Below are 17212 nucleotides of genomic sequence, written 5' to 3'. Positions count from 1 at the left end.
GTAGCCCTGGGCGAGAGCTGTCTCTAGGGTGCGTCGGACGAGATTTTGGATGGTAGAAACTTTAGTTGCGTTCTCGTTGTCAAGGACATAGACCCCAGAGCCAGCGCGGGCCTGGACCATACCGACCCCGACGAGTTGGTTATACACCTTACTAATGGTGTTGCGATGGAGTCCAGTCTGCATCGAGAGTTGGCGCACACTGGGGAGTCTGGCTCCGGGCGGCAGTTGGCGCGAGGCAATCGCAAAAGATAGCTGCTCGTACAACTGAGCAGAGGGGGGAACTGGACTCTCGGTGCTGATGCGGAAACGGACCATGAGGGGACCCGACCTGTACCCTAAAGTATGCCCATAGGCGCAACAATCCAATCCTAAAAGTTAGCATTAGAACTGTTTCATGATGATCACCGTTTTAAAAGGGTGTTTCAGGGGCACGGCGAGTCATGGCGGTGGGTTGGGTTTTGAGGTGGCGCAGGAAATCGCGCAGTTCTTCCTCATTGAGTTGGCGGCGAGTGGGTTTACCGTAGGTCCGGCTGAGATAAGCCTTACCCTGCGCGTTCTCCCAACCGATACGCTTGAGTTCTACATCCGTGGCGGCGATTAGTTCCGAGAGATCCAGGAAGGTTTCATCGTCTTCATTTTCGTAGACAGGGGGCGGGGTACCGTTACGGCGGGGGGCTTCTTCCGGTGCGGTATAGATGGGTGTGGGCGTGCCGTTGCGCCGAGCGGGTTCTTCGACAGCGGCAAGGGGAGCTTGCGCTTCACCAAAGCCCGCCAGTAACAAAGCCCGTCCCACCGCTTGGTCCTCGGCATGCTCTAAAGAATCCGCTGCCGCTAGTCCGCTACCTAGGCTCATCTTGTCCACCTGCACTTCGGCGCGAACAACATAAAGCCCCTGCTCGACGCGCAAGAGTTCTGTCAAAACCCCCCCGAGGGGATGGCGGCGGCGAAACTGGTCGAGGGCAGCATACATCGGGGTATCCAAATCTTTTCTAAAACATAACCCATCTATTTCCATGAATCACGGGTTACTAATGAAGGGTTACATCGCGTTGGACTTAACGATGACCACGGAAACCCAACGGACCATGGATTGGGTGTGGGACCCCCCCCATGCCACCCACGGACTTAGTTTTTGACGATGGAGCCCTTGGAGAGCAACCGCCACCGCCTTGCCATGAACGTCTTGATCGACTCCCTAGATGAATTCTGGTCTGACCGCCGGGACTTCTTTGCGGGGGGAAATATGTTTATTTATTACAGCAGTGCCCAAGCCCGGAACCGGGATTTTCGGGGACCAGACTTTTTTGCGGTTCTAAACGTGGATGGTCTGGTTGCGCGGCAGGGTTGGGTAGTTTGGGAAGAGGGGGGCCGCTATAGTTTTATTACCCAAAGAAGCAGCCCGTCAACAGGCCGACCAAGCCCGTCAAGAAGCTGACCAAGCCCAGCAACGAGCCGACCAAGCCCAGCAACGAGCCGATCGCTTAGCTGCCCGCTTGCAGGCCCTAGGCGGAGACCCCGGGTAATGAACGCGAGAACACCGCCGGGGTAGCTGGATTTGTGGTACCCTAACGGCGGTGTAACCAGGATGAGAGCGGTGATTGACCTAAGCAAGATCCCAGCCCAGCCCAAACCGGGCCTATTGAGTGTGATGATTGAAATCGCCGGGGGCAGCCATAATAAATTTGAGTTTGACAAGGACTTGGGGGTCTTCGCCCTGGACCGGGTTCTGTATTCCTCGGTCTATTACCCAGCCGACTATGGGTTTGTGCCCAATACCCTGGGTGATGATGGCGACCCCTTGGATGCCATGGTGCTGATGGACGAGCCCACTTTTCCCGGATGTCTGATCACAGCGCGGCCCATCGGCGTATTGGGGATGATTGACGGCGGTGAAGGGGACGAAAAAATCCTCTGTGTCCCAGTCAAAGACCCCCGCTACAGTAACGTCAAATCTCTGGCGGACATTGCGCCCCACCGCTTAGATGAGATCGCGGAGTTCTTCTTGACCTACAAACGGCTAGAGAAGAAGTCTGTTGAGATCACAGGCTGGAGTGACTTGGCCCGTACTGAGGAAATCATCGCCCGCGCCATTGCCCAGTACCAGGGTTAGGAATCTAGGGGAGTTTTAGGCTCCCCTGAGTTCATGGCATAGGATAATTGAATGTTGCGTACCATTTTGACGGGCAAAATTCACCGGGCGACGGTCACGGCTGCCGACCTCAGCTACGAGGGCAGTATCACCATTGACCAAAATCTACTCACGGCGGCGGGGTTCTTGGTGTGGGAACAGGTCCATGTGGTTAATATTACCAATGGGGCGAGATTAGTTACCTACGCTATCAGCGGGACCCCAGGCGCGGGGCAGATTATTCTCAATGGAGCCGCCGCTCGTTGCGCTGCCCCCGGTGATACCGTAATTATTTTGGCCTATGGGCAGTTTACCGCCGCTGAACTGGTCAGCCACAGTCCCCGGCTCGTACTGGTGGACCACCATAACCAGATTAAAGAAGTCCGTCGGCCCCAGTATCTAGACGAGGTTGCGCTTGTTGAGTAGTTGTTCTTCCAAGGCGGCGATCCGGTTATAGGCAGCAGTTAGCTGAGCCGTGAGCCGCTGGATCTGCGCTTCGGGGGAGAGCGGTCGTCCATTTACTCCAAAGGTATAGACTGGCGGTTCCTCCTCCAGGATGTCTTTGGAAGCCGTCATCACTGTATTCAAGCTGGGACGATGGGGTTTGATGACTTGGTCCTGTAAACGAGCCGTTAATTGGTCCGGCAACCCATCCAACGCCCGCTGTAACTGGTCTAATTTACGGTGGAGACTGCTAGAGGGCTCCTGAGCATCAAAAGAGGACATGGATGGAAATTCTAATGATCCCTGTTATTTTAGAAATCGAAGTTAAAAAAATAGAGAGATGTAAGGAATGTTTTAAGACTAACTAGACCTAGAGTCGGGGAGGACCCATGATAGGATGCCTCAAGCGTAACAAAGGCAGTCATGGCGAATCTGCGGGGTATTCGAGACCGGATCAAGTCTGTCACCAACACTCAAAAAATTACGAAAGCAATGCGTCTGGTTGCCGCCGCCAAGGTGCGCCGCGCCCAAGAACAGGTGCTGGGTGCCCGTCCTTTCGCCGATAAATTGGCAGCGGCTATCTACCGTCTCCAGACACGGTTGCGACTGGAGAATCTGGATTTACCGCTGTTGCGCCGTCGTGAGGTCAAGCGGGTAGCAGTCTTGGTCCTCAGTTCGGACCGGGGGTTGTGTGGCGGCTACAATGCCAACGTTTTGCGACGGGCCGTTGGTGAACTGCGCCGCCTGAAAGAAGAAGGCAAAGAGGTCCTAGTTTTTCCGGTGGGGACCAAGGCAGTCAACCTCTTCAAGCGTTCTAACTTCCCCGTCGGGACCTCCTATAACCAATTGCCCCAGGTTCCCCGTGCTCAAGAAGCGGTCATGATTGCCGAACGGCTATTGTCTGCCTTCCTAGCTGAAGAAGTGGACTCAGTTTTAATGGTCTACACCCGCTTTGTCTCCCTAATTGCCTCTAAACCCACGGTCCAGACCCTGTTACCCTTCGATCTCAGCCAACTAGCCCCGGAAGACGAGGTTTTTCGGATGACCACTAGGGGCGGCGACTTTCAGGTGACCCGTGAGCGCGTCCAGATTGAGTCCAAAGAGATTCCCTTGGACATGATCTTCGAGCAGGACCCCGTGCAACTGTTGGATACCCTCCTGCCGCTCTACCTCCAAGGCCAGATCCTGCGTGCCCTCCAGGAGTCCGCCGCTAGTGAACTCGCCTCGCGGATGACCGCCATGAGTTCCGCCTCCGATAACGCCAAGAAGCTCATCACCCGCCTGACCCTGGAATACAATAAAGCCCGTCAAGCCAGCATCACCCAGCAGATTATGGAAGTCGTAGGCGGTGCTGAAGCGATGAGTTAATCCCAAATAAAGAAGCACTTTGCGTCACTGCTCCAGTAAACTAAAATCCACACAACCGCAACGCTGGAGGCCAGCTTGAAGAAGATTGAAGCGATCATCCGCCCGTTCAAGTTAGATGAAGTCAAAGTCGCCCTCGTCAATACCGGAGTCATCGGTATGACCGTGAGCGAAGTCCGGGGGTTTGGTCGTCAAAAGGGCCAAACGGAGCGGTACCGGGGTTCAGAATACACCGTCGAATTTTTGCAGAAGCTCAAGATTGAAGTGGTGGTCGAGGATACTCAAGTTGACCTTGTGGTAGATAAAATCATGACCGTGGCCCGCACGGGTGAAATCGGTGACGGCAAAATCTTTGTCACCCCTGTGGAGAGTGTGATCCGAATCCGCACAGGCGAACGGGACTTGGGTGCCCTCTAGGATGTTAGGATCAGCAAGCGCGTAACCCTTGGCGAAGATGCAACCACGTCAGTTCCGTTTGGGGAGCCGGGATTCTCAGTTGGCCCTCGTCCAGAGTGAGTGGGTGATGGACCAATTGCGCCACGCCCGTCCCGACCACAAATTTTCCCTAGATTCGATGAAGACCCAGGGCGATAAAATCCTGGATGTACCCCTGGCCCAGGTCGGCGATAAGGGCCTTTTCACTAAAGAATTAGAACAGGCCATGCTCAGTGACCGGGCTGATTTCGCCGTCCACTCCCTCAAGGACCTGCCTACCCAGTTACCCCCTGGGTTGATTCTCGCCGCCATCACCCAGCGCGAAAACCCTGCCGATGCCTTGGTCCTCCACCCCAAATACCAGGGCCTCACCCTTGAACAGTTGCCTGCTGGGGCGGTGATTGGGACTTCTTCCCTGCGGCGGCTGGCCCAGTTGCGCTACCATTTTCCCCATTTCGAGTTTAAAGACGTGCGCGGCAACCTTAATACCCGGTTACGCAAGCTTGATGAGGGGCAGTACGACGGGTTGATTCTCGCGGTGGCGGGGATGCTCCGTTTGGGTTGGGAGGACCGGGTTTCCCAGGTGATTCCTGCCGCTATCTCCTTACATGCCGTCGGTCAGGGCGCGTTGGGGATTGAGTGCCGCGAGGACGATGTGGAGATGATTACCCTGTTGCAACTCCTGAATCACCAAGAAACCGACCGCACCTGTCGGGCAGAGCGGGCTTTTTTGCGGACGCTGGAGGGGGGCTGTCAGGTCCCGATTGGGGTGCGCTCCCAGTGGCAGGAGGGCACCATCACGCTTGAGGGAATGGTAGCGAAACTAGACGGAACTCTCCTCATCCGCGACCAATGCACGGGTTCAGACCAAGACCCCGAGGCGGTGGGACGGGAGCTGGCAGCCCGACTAATCAATCTCGGCGCGGATGTCATCCTCCAAGAAATTTACGCCCAACGCGTTTGACCCCCACAGACAGCGTTAGGATCATAATTTCTAACAACATTTGGGGTTAGACTCCTTGGCCCCTTGCTATGCTGGGAGGAGTTTTGGGAGCTTGCCCATGTTTCAACTTATCCTCTGGGTTGTGGTTGCGCTGCTGGCTATGAGTGTCCTCTCCACAGTACTTAACCTGGGGTTTTGGCTGGTGGGCACAGCGATGTTTTTACTGTGGGTTTATTCATTGGTAGATATTCTCTTGCTTAGTGGTATGTCCTTTATCCAAAAAGTCCTCTGGGGTTTGGCGGTGACCTTCTTCCCCACGGTTGGTTCCTTAGTCTGGCTGGCCCTCAAGCCCTCGACCCAACGGTTACTCTCCTAGAGGCGCGGGTCCACGGGTCCGCTCTCTAGGGCCAACCGGCCAAAGACGCACTCATGGACCCGATGGAGGGGCTCGCGGCGCACAAAACCTTCGAGAGCCTCCAGTCCGAGGGCGGACTCACACAGAGCTAAGGATCTTTTCCCCGCCAAATTACGGGGGCGCAACCGTTCTAGGTGTTCTGGTAACGTATATTCCGGGCCGTAAAGGGCGGCGAGTCCCTGGAGGCTAGTATCAAAGGGACGGCGGTCCTGGGGGGTGTCACTCATCTGAAATTAATAGCGTGGGATACTCAAAAACCCAAATCTGATCGAGCGAGTTCCGCTTCTTGAAGGACCTCGTTAGTGGGGCGGGTCTCCCAAAGTTCTGCCCCGATCTCGCGGTAAAGCTGGCTGTCGTAGGCGCGGGTACGGACAACGACGGGCATGGGGACGGCGTACCCGAGGACGAGGGCCTGTTGTTTGGGGTCCATCTGGGCGAGGACGGTACGTAAGGCTTGACCGCCAGACATCCCGGTGAAAACCGCTTCAATATCCTTGTCATCATTTAAGGCAGCGGTAATCCGGGTTCCTAACTGGGACATGATCTCGTTGTCAATCCCCGAGGGCCTTTGGTCTACCACGAGTAGGGTAACGAAATATTTACGCATCTCCCGGGCAATCGTCCCGAAAATCGTTGAACGCGCCACCCTGGGGTCCAAGAAACGGTGGGCTTCTTCAATCGTAATCATCAACTGGCGGGGTTTATCGAGGGGGTTCTTAGTCTGGAGGTACTTCTCGGATTTTTTGACGTAAACGCCGTGCAAGCGGCGGGTAATGATATTCGTGGCGAGCATATAGCCCAAGAGCGAACCCTGGGAGCCGAACTCAATCACCACATGACGACCAGCAGCGAGGGTTTGTAACAACTCACCAATGTAATCGTGGGGGCAGACCTGTTTCATGTATTTGAGGTCTTCCAAGCGGAGTAGTTTACGTTGCAGGGCCATAATTGAGGGCGCGTTGCCCATATTCTCCTGGCAAAATTCCTGAATCTCCCCGGAGGACATCCCGCCTAACCGCGAGATCCAACTGGGGCCAAAGTGATTGCGGAGGATAATCGCATTCTCTAGACTCGCCTCAGAGATATTCAGTTCGTTGCGGACCAAGGCTAAATCTTCAATCTCAATTTGGTCATAGCTAATGAACATCCCCTGGGCACGGACTCCCCGCCGTTCTGAAGAGGCCGGGTCGAGGCTGAAAATCTTCACTTGACCGGGGAAAAGTTGCTGTAGACCCTTCACGGTGGAGACATCTTTACCTTCTTTCGCAGCCTCCCACCCATATTCAGAGTGCATATCAAAAATTAGATTGACCGCTGCTTCTTTACGGATCGTGCCGCAGAGGATGAGCCGGGTGAGAAAGGACTTCCCGGTCCCTGACTTACCAAAAATGCCGTTGGAGCGTTCCACAAACCGTTCGAGGTCCAGACAGACGGGTACATCCATGTCGAGGGGCTGCCCGATATAAAAATTCTTGCGCGTCGGGTCGCTCTCCAACCCAAAAACCTTCGCAAAATCCGCCGAACTCGACTCATAAACCTGAGAAAAGTGGGAAGGCACGGTTTTAACGGGGCGCAACTCCGTGGCGTTACCGCCCTCTAACATCAACATCGGGGTAACTTTAATCGTGCCAAAGGTCCCCGTCCCCATCAAGATCTCACTGAGGAAATCCTCTTCAGGTTTGGGTGGGTTCATCAAGATCCGGGGACTCGCCGTACCCAGGACCACATCGGTCAACATGGAGAAGAATTGCGTGGTTTTACCTTGGATAATCACAAATTTACCGACTCTAATGCCCTCGACCCCCACATCGGGATGGAGTCTGACTTCTAAGCCTGTACTTAAGGACCCTACGACCACCACGCCCAACCCACGTGAGGGGCTAAGGAAAGTATCCGTGCTGTCTACCACGTTCTTTTGCCTTTGTGTTAGAAGACAGGCTAACACTAAATGTGAAAGTCCGTCTAGCCTTTCAGCGATCAGCCACACTAAATGTGAATTCACTTAGCATGGAAGAACGGCACGGTTACAGACATGACCAACTGGCAAGGCCAAGGAAACCAACTCGATCACCGACTTTCTAAACGGCACATCCCGTTGGACCCCCTGGGTTACTTCATTATTTTTGTGGACCCTGCCCAGGGTCAGATTGGGGCGCGTCACTTTACGGTCACGGTGAATGCGCGGGGGCTAGCGATTGATCCCATTACCGGCAAACCGCTCAACGCCAAATCGATCCTCCCGGACCCGCCCACCCAGGAGTTCCGCGCCCGCACTGCCAAAGAAATGTGCATCCAAATCTTTGAGGGTAAGACAGCCCTAGTCTCCTACCTAGACCACGCTGCCTATCTCGGACGCGAGTTCCAAAAAGCTGAGTACGCGCTCTTCACTGGATCGCCTTACATTCAAGACTGAGGGTGAATTCAATAGCATGGCTGGGCTGACCCGCCTACCATATTAAGAAGCGTATCGCAGTTGCCCTCATGCACCATCAAACCCGCCACGCCTGGGCACGGGGTTATGACACCCTCCGGGAAGAACACAACTACTGGATTGAGGATGTTACCGGAACCGTCCCTCCCCAGTTGGCAGGGACCCTCTGGCGTAACGGGCCGGGGCAACTGGAATTGGGCGGTGTGGATTATAAGCATCCCTTTGACGGGGACGGGATGGTTTGTGCCCTGACCTTCCAAAAGGGACGGGTCCACTTTCGTAACTGCTACGTCCAAACAGCCGGTTATGTGCAGGAACAAAAAGCCGGACGCATCCTCTACAAAAATGTTTTCGGGACCCTCAAACCGGGCGGACCGCTCGCTAACCTCTTTGATTTTGCCAACAAGAACGTCGCCAACACTGGGGTTATCTATTACGCCGAGAAACTCTGGGCCCTGTGGGAAGCTGCCTCACCCCACCGCCTCGACCCCCATACCCTGACGACTGTGGGCTTGGACCCTCTCCATCGTGGCTTGCCCTTCTCCGCCCATCCCCGGCTCGACCCGGTGACGGGCCACCTCTGGAATTTTGGAGTTGAGGTGGGACTCCAGACGAAATTACATTTGTTTGAAATAGACCCCACGGGCCGCACGGTCACGCACCGCACCGAAACCCTCGATAAGCTAGCTTTTATCCACGACTTTGTAATGACCCCGCGCTATGCAATATTTTTCCAGAATCCGATGGCCTTGGACGTCTGGCCCTTTGTTTTTGGCATGAAAGGCGCGGCAGAATGTCTACATTTTGCCAAGGGTGAACCGACTAGGGTGTTGGTTTTGCCCAAGGACGGGCGACCCATGTTTGCCTTAGAGACCGATCCTTTTTTCATCTTTCACCACGTCAATGCCTATGAGGACGGCGAACTGATTCAGGTTGACTCGGTGCGCTACGAGGAATATTTGAAGGCGCAAGAGGACCGGGATTTCCGCGAAACTGACTTTAATCAAGTGCCGGGGGGACGGGTCTGGCGGACTACGCTGGATCTTGCCCGTAAGCAAGTCCACACCAAGTCCTTCAGTGACCGGATTGGCGAATTTCCCTCGGTCCACCCCCAGCAGGTCGGGCATCATCATCGTTATTGCTACTTGGGCACGACAGATGAACTCGGCGTGAACGGTCCCCTGCAAGCCATCAGCCGTCTGGACCTAGACCAGGGCGGGGAGGAACGGTTCAGTTTCGCACCCGGTGGATTTGTCGGCGAACCCATCTTCATTCCTAGCGCGGAAATAGGGACAGCGGCGGGTTGGGTGGTAAGTCTGGTTTACCAAGCCAGTTCCCACCGGACTGAGGTGGCCATTTTCGATGCTGAGCGCATCAGCCAAGGTCCCATTGCCACCTTGAAATTGCCCCACCACATCCCCTACGGGCTACATGGCAGTTGGAGTCCAGGGTTTTTCAGCAAGGTCTAATTAGTCACGCGCCGATAAAAAGGCCGCTTGACCACGAGCGCGGGTACCGCTTGGTCCCGGATACGAACTTCAAGGGCGGTCCCGACTGAGGACAGAGCAATGGGCACGTAGCCGAGGGCAATATTGCAGTTGAGACTGGGGGCGGGACCGCCACTCGTGATAATGCCTACTTCTTGTCCGCCCTGGCTAATCTTGTAGCCGGGACGGGCAATCCCCCGGCCCACCATCTGGAGACCAACCAGCCTGCGTCCTCCGCCCTGAGCTTTAAGAGCTTCAAGGGCCGTGCGTCCGATGAAATCACCTTTGGTCCAGTGGACCACCCAACCCAGACCCGCCGTCAGGGGGTCCGTCGCTTGGTCCATGTCCTGACCATAGAGATGAAGCGCGGCCTCCAAGCGGAGACTGTCGCGTGCCCCCAAACCACAGGGGGTGACACCACGGGCTAACAACGCTTGCCACAACTTAAGCCCGTGGTCTACTGGAGCCATCATCTCAAACCCGTCTTCCCCGGTGTAGCCCGTCCGCGCCAGCCACACCCGCCCGCCCAGCACCCCAGCTTCTCCATGCCCAAACCGTCCCCAACGGCTCAAGTCCGCGTCACACATCGTCTGTAAAAGCGGGATTGCCTGGGGACCCTGGAGAGCTAAGAGGACCTGTTCGCTAGACTCATCGTGGATGGCCCCGAGCTGGGTTTGTAGCCAAGCCAAATCACGGGCACGGGTACTGGCATTGACGATGACCCGCCAAGTATGCTCTGCCTGCCGATAAAAAATCACGTCATCAAGTATTCCGCCCGTCTCATTCAGCAAAACCGTGTACTGAGCCTGACCGGGACCAAGCTTGCTGAGTTGAGAGGGGACCAGCCGTTCGAGACGGTCCAACGGAGCCGTGAGCGTGAATTTACCCATGTGCGAAATATCAAACATCCCCACGGCTCCCCGGACCGCCTGATGCTCCTTGAGGACCCCTTGATAAAAAACTGGCAATTGCCAACCCGCGAACGCAACGAGACGGGCTAGGGGGTAATGGGGCAACAGGGGAGTTGTCAACATCGGTTACTCCAAGGGGATTGTGCCTAGTTTAAGGTCCACTACATCGCTGCACTGAAAAAGACCCACCACATCGCGGGGATTGAACTGTTTACCCTTAGTGTCTTTGACAATCAAAACCCCATGCCCACCGCCACAGGCCCGTTGCGCCTTTTGGAAGTATTCGATTTCCGCTTGGTGTTCCAGGTCATCTTCCACATCCAACACCAGATAAACCCCCCCCACCTGGGTCACCGCGAGGGTAAAGTCCACCCGCTCCCCATCCACTTCCCGATAGGCAAAAACTATCCCCAAGAGATTCTCCGCCAATAGCTGGTCACAGAGCTTACGGGCAGCGCGGGCCTTGAGGGTGAGGATGAGCACCGGGCAACCCTCGGTTCTTATCGTCGAGAGTGCCCGGGGGGACAGTCGTGCCGTTGCCGCAGTGTGCTGGAGAGTATCTATTAAGGCCCAGGGCAAAACTTCATAGAGGACAGACATCCCATCGGGAAATAGGTCATCGCGCACCGCCCCGCCCCAACTGTCGAGAGCCGAGGTCGAGGTCGGGAGCGGGGTGTAGGCGAGTTGGACTTTCAGCTTTCCAGTGTCTTGGGGGTGAGCCACGGTGGCGACATATTTAATTGGGTCAAGATTACCCTCGTTGAGGGCACGTTTGTACTTACTCAAGAATAAATTCAGGGCCGCCAACGCGCTCTGGACCACCCAAACTTCGGTCTGGCCCAGGGACCGTAACCCCTGGTCTTTGACTAAACGACCCACATCGGTATAGGTATCGCGGTTGGGCTGGGGCCACCCGTAGGCCGCGAACTGTTGGACCAAGGCCGGGTTCACCTCGTCCTCCGCCAAGAAATGCACGTAGAGCGCGTCATAGCTCAACAATTTCAACCCGTCGTCGCGGGGGTCCTCTAGGAGACCATTGAAGTCCTCCAGGCTGTAATAAAATACCACCCCCACCAACAGACCGCCGCCGCCCAGGATACAGGCTTGGAGCGTCTTGACCCCCCATTGGTTGAGGGTGATGGCAATGGTCGGGTTCTCCTCTAGGTAGTCCCAGGGCGCACGTCGCCAAAGCGAGACTGCCTGCCGATAGAGTTCCTGGAGCAAAATCAGGTCATTGGGTTTGAGGATTTGGTCCTCGGGTAGGTCATCGGGAGGCTTACCCTGGGGCAAAAAACGCTGGTCCTGGCTCAGGTGTTCTGCCAGAAACAATAAAATATCGTCCAACAACCGCAGCTGGGGCCGATATTCCACCTGGATGCCGAAGGCTTGGAGTGCGCCGCGCAAATAAAGCTGGTATTCACGGCGACAAACAATAATTTGGCGGGGTTTGCCGGGGGTGCCCTGGACCGGGCTGAGTAAGGCCTCGACGAGACCTTCTAGCATTAATTCTGGGCGTTGGTGGTCCTGGGTGACAACGCAGGGATGGATCGAGCGGGGCGTGGCTGTGGCCTCATCTACCCAAAAAACCCCGGTTAGACCCCCGGCAATCCCCTGGACCGTCGCCATGGCATCCAGCGAGCGGAGGTCCCCTTGCCAGACTTGGGTGGTGCGGGGCAGGCGTTGAATCGCTTGGGTCTGGAGGTCCGTCAACACAACCTGGAGTGCCCCAATGAGTGAACTTGAGTCTAGGTTGACACTCCCCATGCCTAAAGGCAAGGAATTTTTAGAGCCGGGACGAGCTTAGCCAATCTGAACCAAGACTTTTTGCGTAGTCTATTTTCGCGCTCTAGTCCTAATCCCGTCCGTACAGGGAGAACCGGGGGTATGTTAAATCTACACAACCCCGCGAGTCTGACTAATGGCGATGATGGACTACTACGCCTGTTTGGGGGTACCCCTGACCGCCACGGGGGAGGAAGTCCGCTCGGCCTACCGTCAGGTTGCCCGCCGGGTCCATCCCGACCGTTTCCTAGACCAAGCGAAAGACCAGCAGTTAGCGGTCAGTATCTTCACTGAATGGGTCGCCCCGGCCTACCGGGTCCTCGCCACGGACCCCGTACGCAGCCAGTTTGACCGCAAGTACCGCGATACCGTGGGTTCCCAGGTCTCCTTGGGCTTGCCCCGGCATTTTTTGATTGAACGGCTCCAGAATGCCAGTTCCCCCGGTGTCTTGCGTCAACTCTACGAACGGGAAATCCAGACCATCGGCAGTGTCCTCTATACGGACCTCCAGCAAGCCACCGCTCAAGTGGAATTACTCAGTGCTCTCAACCGCGCCTATATTGTGGTCCAATTGGTCGCCCCCTGGCAAAAACGCCCGGTCAGCACCCGGACTACGGGGGACCGTTACATCACCTACGCCCGTCAGATGATTGACCAAACCAAAGTCGCCGATGCTTTTCGCTACCTACGGGCTAGTGAGAGCCGGATCACCGACCGGGCTGAGTACCACTATTTACTGGGCCTATGCTACCTCAAGCGCAACACGCCTACTGCAGCTCAAACCGAGTTCACCACCGCCCTCGAATACAACCCTCAACACACTGAAGCCCGCACCCACCTCCAACAATTAGCCGCCCCTACCCGCAGTCCAGCCCCTAACGCGCCTTGGTGGGAACGTATCCTCACCGCTCTCAAGCAGATTGTGGAGGGGCCAGTCCGCGATTTAGTGACGCGTTCCGTGCGGCGTGGTTAGCCCTATGACCGCCAGCGGTTAGAAGTAGTCTCTCTGCGTGAATAAGCCAGTGGTCATGAAGTTTATAATGAGTTTGGATTTTCTCAAGTTGCAAGTCAACCATTCAAACTATAAAGCTCCCAATTGGTCATTGGCATCGGCACTAAAAACAGTTTATCTTGTGATACCCATGACCTTCCTCTGAAAAAGTGGACCCTCCGCTAGAGTGAACACATCAGCAGAACGTCCTCATGACGACCAAGCAACGTCGCATAGCCGCGTGGATAGAAGTGTTTTACAACCGACACCGGTTACCTTCCACGGTGGGCTAGCTACCCCCAGTTGAGTTTGAGAAAATTTACTACGCGGTCGGCTCTCAGGTATTACAAGGTCTCTGTCCACTAATTTGGGGCAAGGTCAAGCACCGGTTACCCACAGTGTGGCACATGGCCCATTTAAGCCCGGATGGGGTTCAAGATGCGGCTCACAGCAGTTTTTTAACGGGGAGAAGCCATAACCAGTAAGGCTAAAGTGCCAGCCAGCTTTGAACTGTTGCGCTTGGAGATGGTGCGCGGTTATGCCGAGACCATGGACTGCCGCCGTCGTTACTTACTCAGTTATTTCGGGGAGGCATTTAGGACGACCTGTGATTTTTGTGATAAATCCCGCCTTGATACAGAGAAACCACATCACAACGGAAGCGGTCATTCTCCGCGCAGGCTTTTTCGATTTTGCTGAATTCGGCTTTTTGAGCATCGTTAAATTTCTGGTCACTGAGGCCCTGGGTAGCTTTGGTCACCCGTGCGGTCACATCGCTAATATTGACCAGCACATTGAGTTCGACATCGGTACACTTGATCTCGTCAGCGAGGGTCTTGGCGTAAAATCCCTGCTTCATATAGTCCTGATCCGGGGTGGAAAGTTGCTGAATACAGGTGGACATGCAGTGGTGGTTAGTTATGACTAGACCTTCTGGCGAGACAAAGGATGCCGAACACCCGCCGGCCAATCGCACCGAGGACAAGCGTAAATTATCTAACCACGACTGACTGGGCTTGAACCCATACTGTTGTTGTACTTTTTGGACCGGGAAATTATTGAAGGTCCACATCCCTTCCTCAGCCTGGACTGGGACTAGGGAGAAAGCGGCTAGGGCCAGCCACGAAGTAAGGCGTTTCATTGGCGTGCTGGGATAGATTAATTTTTTTAGTGTAAAGGATTTACGTCCTACAACAGTTAGGGGTTGACCGGGAGGATGGCTCCGGGGCCAATATCCGCTAAGAAACACCGTTCACAGGCAGGATGACGGGCATTACAGACGGCGCGACCGTGGTAGATAAGCCGTGACCAGTTCTCCCAGTCGGGTTGGGGGAGCAGTTTAATTAGGTCTTGTTCGATTTTCATTGGGTCCTGGGTGGTAGTGAAGCCCAACCGATTACTCAAACGGCGGACATGGGTATCCACCGTTGCCCCACCATTGATGCCGTAGGCGTGGGCGAGGACGACAATTGCGGTTTTGCGGGCGACATTGGGTAAGGTCAACTTCAACCTTATTGAGAATAATCAATGACATAGACAGGTTTTCAGGTCATCCTTATTGAGAAAAAAGTAATTGATCGAAGTACCCAATAGTTTAGCTAGTTCTAATCAAGAAACTGCAAGTAGTAAAACTCAGTGTGGTGCATTCATGTCTTCTATCTCGATTTATTATTCTAAAAAAATATTGTACTATCGAAAATGAGCATACCCAGTTCTGTCCCAATTACCCCAGCCATGATGCCATGTCTAACCGTGAGCCGTCTATCCTCGCCCGCTCCAGTCAACTCCTAAGTCCGTCAGAGCTACAAATCTTGAACGCTCGCTCCAACTGGCGGGGCACTGGGCAGTTAGCCGGACATTTAGCCGTGCTGGGAGTGAGTGGTTATCTCTGGGCTACTTATTGGGCATTACCCGCGTTGATTATCTATGGTTTCAGCTTGGCGGCTATGTTTGCCACCGTGCATGAGTGTGTCCACCGCACTGCTTTTGCCGACAATCGCTTGAATGATGTCGTTGCTTGGGGCGCGGGTCTCCTGTCGTTTTATAACAGCACGTTTTACCGCCGTTACCATAAGTGGCACCACCGCTTTACCCAGATCCCCGGCAAGGACCCAGAGTTGAGCGACCCTAAGCCGACCAATCTCTGGGAGTACCTGATTGAGATCAGTGGTTTGACTTGGTGGTGGGGGAAGGTGCGGGGTCATGGTCGGGTCGCCCTGGGTCAGTTGGCGGATTGCCCGTTTATTCCTGACACTGCCCGCCAAGAAGTGATTAACTCGGTGCGATGGCAGCTCGCTGTGTATCTTGCCGCCATTACTATTTCACTGGTAGCTCAGCAGCCCTGGTTTTTGCTGTACTGGCTAGTGCCCCTAGCGGTGGGTCAACCTATCCTGCGGGGGATTTTGCTGGCTGAGCATACGGGCTGTACCCAGGATGACAACCCGCTAACGAATACTCGTACCACCCTCACCAACTGGCCCGTGCGTTTCTTGATGTGGAATATGCCCTTCCATGCGGAGCACCATCTCTATCCTTCACTGCCCTTCCACGCCCTACCCGCCGCCCACCCCAAACTCAAGCCCCATTTGACGCGGGTGGCGCCGGGTTATCTACAAGTCAATCAGACGCTCGTCACGAAAATCTCACCGCGATGAGGATTTTCACGCTAGAGAATTTTTCACTCCAGTGCGGAGCGGTTTTAGCTCAGGCGGAGGTCGCGTATCAGACCTATGGTGAACTGAATGCCCGTCGCGACAATGTGATTCTCTACCCCACTTCTTATGGAGCACAGCACCCAGATCTTGAATGGTTGATTCGCCCGGAGGGAATTTTAGACCCTAGCCGTTGGTTTATCGTAATTCCCAATATGTTTGGCAACGGGCTTTCGAGTTCACCGAGTAATAACGCTGCCTGTGGTCTTGTCGGACCAAGTTTTTGGTTTAGTCACCTCGATAATGTCCATGCCCAAGAACAGTTATTACGAGAAGTTTTTGGGGTTGAGCAACTGGCTCTAGTCTACGGTTGGTCCATGGGTGCCCAGCAAGCCTATCACTGGGGAGCCCTCTATCCTGAGCGGGTAGCACGGATTGCAGCCCTCTGTGGCACGGCCCGCACGACGGATCATAACCGGGTCTTTTTGGAGAGTCTACAGGCGGCGTTGATGGCGGACCCCGCTTGGAACGGGCAGACTTTTGACGGTCTGCCTGAGCGTGGTCTACGGGCTTTTGCGCGAATTTATGCGAGTTGGGCGGTTTGCCCAGCCTTCTATCGGGTAAAAATCTATACTCAGTTGGGCTACAGCTCCCTTGAAGACTATCTTTGGCGCGGTTGGGAACTGAACTACCGTAAACGGGACCCCCGCAACCTCTTGACTATGCTCGATACTTGGCTACATTGTGATGTGAGTAATAACCCTACGTATCGAGGTAATTATCGTCTTGCCCTGGGCTCAATTCAAGCGAAAACCCTGGTCATGCCCAGCACCAGTGACCTTTATTTCACCCCCGAGGACTGCGCGGCTGAGGCTCAACTCATTCCTAACGCCGAGTTTCGCTCCATCTCCTCAATCTGGGGCCATCGTGCCGGGAATCCCTACCAAAATGCCGCTGATGAAGCTTTCATTCGTCAAGTAATCCAGGAATTGCTCAGTACCTAAAGCCGGTAGTCATTCCATGATAAATCTCGAAAACCTATCACTTTTAGTCCTGGCCCTCGGGTTGGGTTGGCTCCCACTGACGACGGGGGTATTTTGGCTCTTGACCGGGCGGGATTTGACTCGGCTGGGGACAGGGAATGGCGGGGTGTCAGCGGCCTTCCAGCAGGGCGGGATGGTTGTGGGTTTGGCGGTGGTTCTCGTGGAGATTGGGCGCGGGGTGGGGAT

At 55.0% G+C, this 17212-nt stretch carries 19 protein-coding genes and 4 pseudogenes; 14 read left to right on the top strand and 9 right to left on the bottom strand.

Features of this window, described 5'->3' with window-relative positions; all coding sequences use genetic code 11:
* The coding region (locus HFM78_RS14715; protein ID WP_287130209.1) for a GntR family transcriptional regulator at positions 1-315 on the bottom strand (315 nt) is incomplete at its 3' end.
* A 94-nt stretch (positions 316-409) separates the two neighbouring features.
* The gene (locus HFM78_RS14710) at positions 410-970 is read right to left on the bottom strand and encodes a hypothetical protein (RefSeq protein WP_287130208.1); all 561 of its coding nucleotides are present in this window, start codon (positions 968-970) and stop codon (positions 410-412) included.
* Positions 971-1061: 91 nt separating this feature from the next.
* Between HFM78_RS14710 and HFM78_RS14700 the strand changes: the two are divergent.
* The 3 genes and pseudogenes from HFM78_RS14700 to panD all read left to right on the top strand — a co-directional run.
* A pseudogene (locus HFM78_RS14700) lies at positions 1062-1408 on the top strand (hypothetical protein); the annotation flags it as partial.
* 189 nt (positions 1409-1597) lie between these two features.
* On the top strand, positions 1598-2110 hold the full coding sequence (locus HFM78_RS14695) for an inorganic diphosphatase (protein WP_396032719.1): 513 nt from the start codon (positions 1598-1600) through the stop codon (positions 2108-2110).
* Between the two features lie 51 nt (positions 2111-2161).
* Positions 2162-2554 carry an aspartate 1-decarboxylase gene (gene panD, locus HFM78_RS14690; RefSeq protein WP_287130204.1) on the top strand — a complete coding sequence of 131 codons (393 nt, stop codon included), beginning with the start codon at positions 2162-2164 and terminating at the stop codon, positions 2552-2554.
* On the opposite strand, the gene HFM78_RS14685 is transcribed toward panD, so the two are convergent.
* Complete coding sequence (locus HFM78_RS14685; RefSeq protein ID WP_287130203.1) at positions 2528-2854, bottom strand: hypothetical protein; 327 nt, start codon at positions 2852-2854, stop codon at positions 2528-2530. The two genes, panD and HFM78_RS14685, sit on opposite strands and share 27 nt — an antisense overlap.
* 141 nt (positions 2855-2995) lie before the next feature.
* Here HFM78_RS14685 and HFM78_RS14680 point away from each other — a divergent pair, with 141 nt between their 5' ends.
* The 4 genes from HFM78_RS14680 (at position 2996) to HFM78_RS14665 (ending at position 5691) form a co-directional block, all read left to right on the top strand.
* Complete coding sequence (locus tag HFM78_RS14680; RefSeq protein WP_287130202.1) at positions 2996-3940, top strand: F0F1 ATP synthase subunit gamma; 945 nt, start codon at positions 2996-2998, stop codon at positions 3938-3940.
* A gap of 75 nt (positions 3941-4015) precedes the next feature.
* A complete protein-coding gene (locus tag HFM78_RS14675) occupies positions 4016-4354 on the top strand; it encodes a P-II family nitrogen regulator (protein WP_287130201.1) in 339 nt (112 codons plus the stop codon).
* Positions 4355-4382: 28 nt separating this feature from the next.
* Positions 4383-5336 carry a hydroxymethylbilane synthase gene (gene hemC / locus HFM78_RS14670; RefSeq protein WP_396032713.1) on the top strand — a complete coding sequence of 318 codons (954 nt, stop codon included), beginning with the start codon at positions 4383-4385 and terminating at the stop codon, positions 5334-5336.
* Between the two features lie 97 nt (positions 5337-5433).
* Positions 5434-5691, top strand: coding sequence for a PLDc N-terminal domain-containing protein (locus tag HFM78_RS14665; RefSeq protein ID WP_287130199.1), 258 nt, complete (start codon positions 5434-5436; stop codon positions 5689-5691).
* Here the strand turns inward: HFM78_RS14665 and HFM78_RS14660 are convergent.
* Both HFM78_RS14660 and HFM78_RS14655 read right to left on the bottom strand, forming a co-directional pair.
* Positions 5688-5906: pseudogene (locus HFM78_RS14660) on the bottom strand (hypothetical protein); the annotation flags it as partial. The gene HFM78_RS14665 and the pseudogene HFM78_RS14660 sit on opposite strands and share 4 nt — an antisense overlap.
* Before the next feature lie 74 nt (positions 5907-5980).
* Positions 5981-7639, bottom strand: coding sequence for an ATP-binding protein (locus HFM78_RS14655; protein WP_287130197.1), 1659 nt, complete (start codon positions 7637-7639; stop codon positions 5981-5983).
* Between the two features lie 123 nt (positions 7640-7762).
* Here HFM78_RS14655 and HFM78_RS14650 point away from each other — a divergent pair, with 123 nt between their 5' ends.
* Complete coding sequence (locus HFM78_RS14650; protein ID WP_287130196.1) at positions 7763-8143, top strand: DUF4346 domain-containing protein; 381 nt, start codon at positions 7763-7765, stop codon at positions 8141-8143.
* Between the two features lie 68 nt (positions 8144-8211).
* Positions 8212-9630, top strand: a complete 1419-nt coding sequence (locus tag HFM78_RS14645; RefSeq protein ID WP_287130195.1) for a carotenoid oxygenase family protein — start codon at positions 8212-8214, stop codon at positions 9628-9630.
* Here the strand turns inward: HFM78_RS14645 and gcvT are convergent.
* Complete coding sequence (gcvT, locus tag HFM78_RS14640) at positions 9627-10682, bottom strand: glycine cleavage system aminomethyltransferase GcvT (RefSeq protein WP_287130194.1); 1056 nt, start codon at positions 10680-10682, stop codon at positions 9627-9629. The two genes, HFM78_RS14645 and gcvT, sit on opposite strands and share 4 nt — an antisense overlap.
* Positions 10683-10685: 3 nt before the next feature.
* Positions 10686-12335: a DUF6930 domain-containing protein gene (locus HFM78_RS14635; protein WP_287130193.1), complete on the bottom strand. Its 1650-nt coding sequence runs from the start codon at positions 12333-12335 to the stop codon at positions 10686-10688.
* Between the two features lie 142 nt (positions 12336-12477).
* Between HFM78_RS14635 and HFM78_RS14630 the strand changes: the two genes are divergently transcribed.
* Both HFM78_RS14630 and HFM78_RS16410 read left to right on the top strand, forming a co-directional pair.
* A complete protein-coding gene (locus tag HFM78_RS14630) occupies positions 12478-13314 on the top strand; it encodes a J domain-containing protein (protein ID WP_287130192.1) in 837 nt (278 codons plus the stop codon).
* Positions 13315-13857: 543 nt separating this feature from the next.
* A pseudogene (locus HFM78_RS16410) lies at positions 13858-13902 on the top strand (hypothetical protein); the annotation flags it as partial.
* A gap of 25 nt (positions 13903-13927) precedes the next feature.
* Here the strand turns inward: HFM78_RS16410 and HFM78_RS14625 are convergent.
* Positions 13928-14473 carry a S46 family peptidase gene (locus tag HFM78_RS14625; protein WP_287130191.1) on the bottom strand — a complete coding sequence of 182 codons (546 nt, stop codon included), beginning with the start codon at positions 14471-14473 and terminating at the stop codon, positions 13928-13930.
* A gap of 56 nt (positions 14474-14529) precedes the next feature.
* A pseudogene (gene nth, locus HFM78_RS14620) lies at positions 14530-14835 on the bottom strand (endonuclease III domain-containing protein); the annotation flags it as partial.
* Between the two features lie 239 nt (positions 14836-15074).
* On the opposite strand from nth, the gene HFM78_RS14615 reads away from it, so the two are divergent.
* The 3 genes from HFM78_RS14615 to HFM78_RS14605 all read left to right on the top strand — a co-directional run.
* The gene (locus HFM78_RS14615) at positions 15075-15986 is read left to right on the top strand and encodes a fatty acid desaturase family protein (RefSeq protein ID WP_287130189.1); all 912 of its coding nucleotides are present in this window, start codon (positions 15075-15077) and stop codon (positions 15984-15986) included.
* Complete coding sequence (locus HFM78_RS14610) at positions 15983-16987, top strand: alpha/beta fold hydrolase (protein WP_287130188.1); 1005 nt, start codon at positions 15983-15985, stop codon at positions 16985-16987. Before HFM78_RS14615 ends, HFM78_RS14610 begins: the two co-directional genes overlap by 4 nt.
* A 16-nt stretch (positions 16988-17003) precedes the next feature.
* Positions 17004-17212 (top strand): glycerol-3-phosphate acyltransferase (locus HFM78_RS14605; RefSeq protein WP_287130187.1); only part of this gene is annotated, 209 nt, incomplete at its 3' end.

The sequence above is a fragment of the Candidatus Cyanaurora vandensis genome, from assembly GCF_013285555.1.
In the GTDB taxonomy this organism is placed as follows: Bacteria; Cyanobacteriota; Cyanobacteriia; order Gloeobacterales; family Anthocerotibacteraceae; genus Cyanaurora; species Cyanaurora vandensis.
The sequence above is the reverse complement of the archived record's forward strand: the minus strand, read 5'-3'. Positions and strand labels throughout refer to the sequence as shown.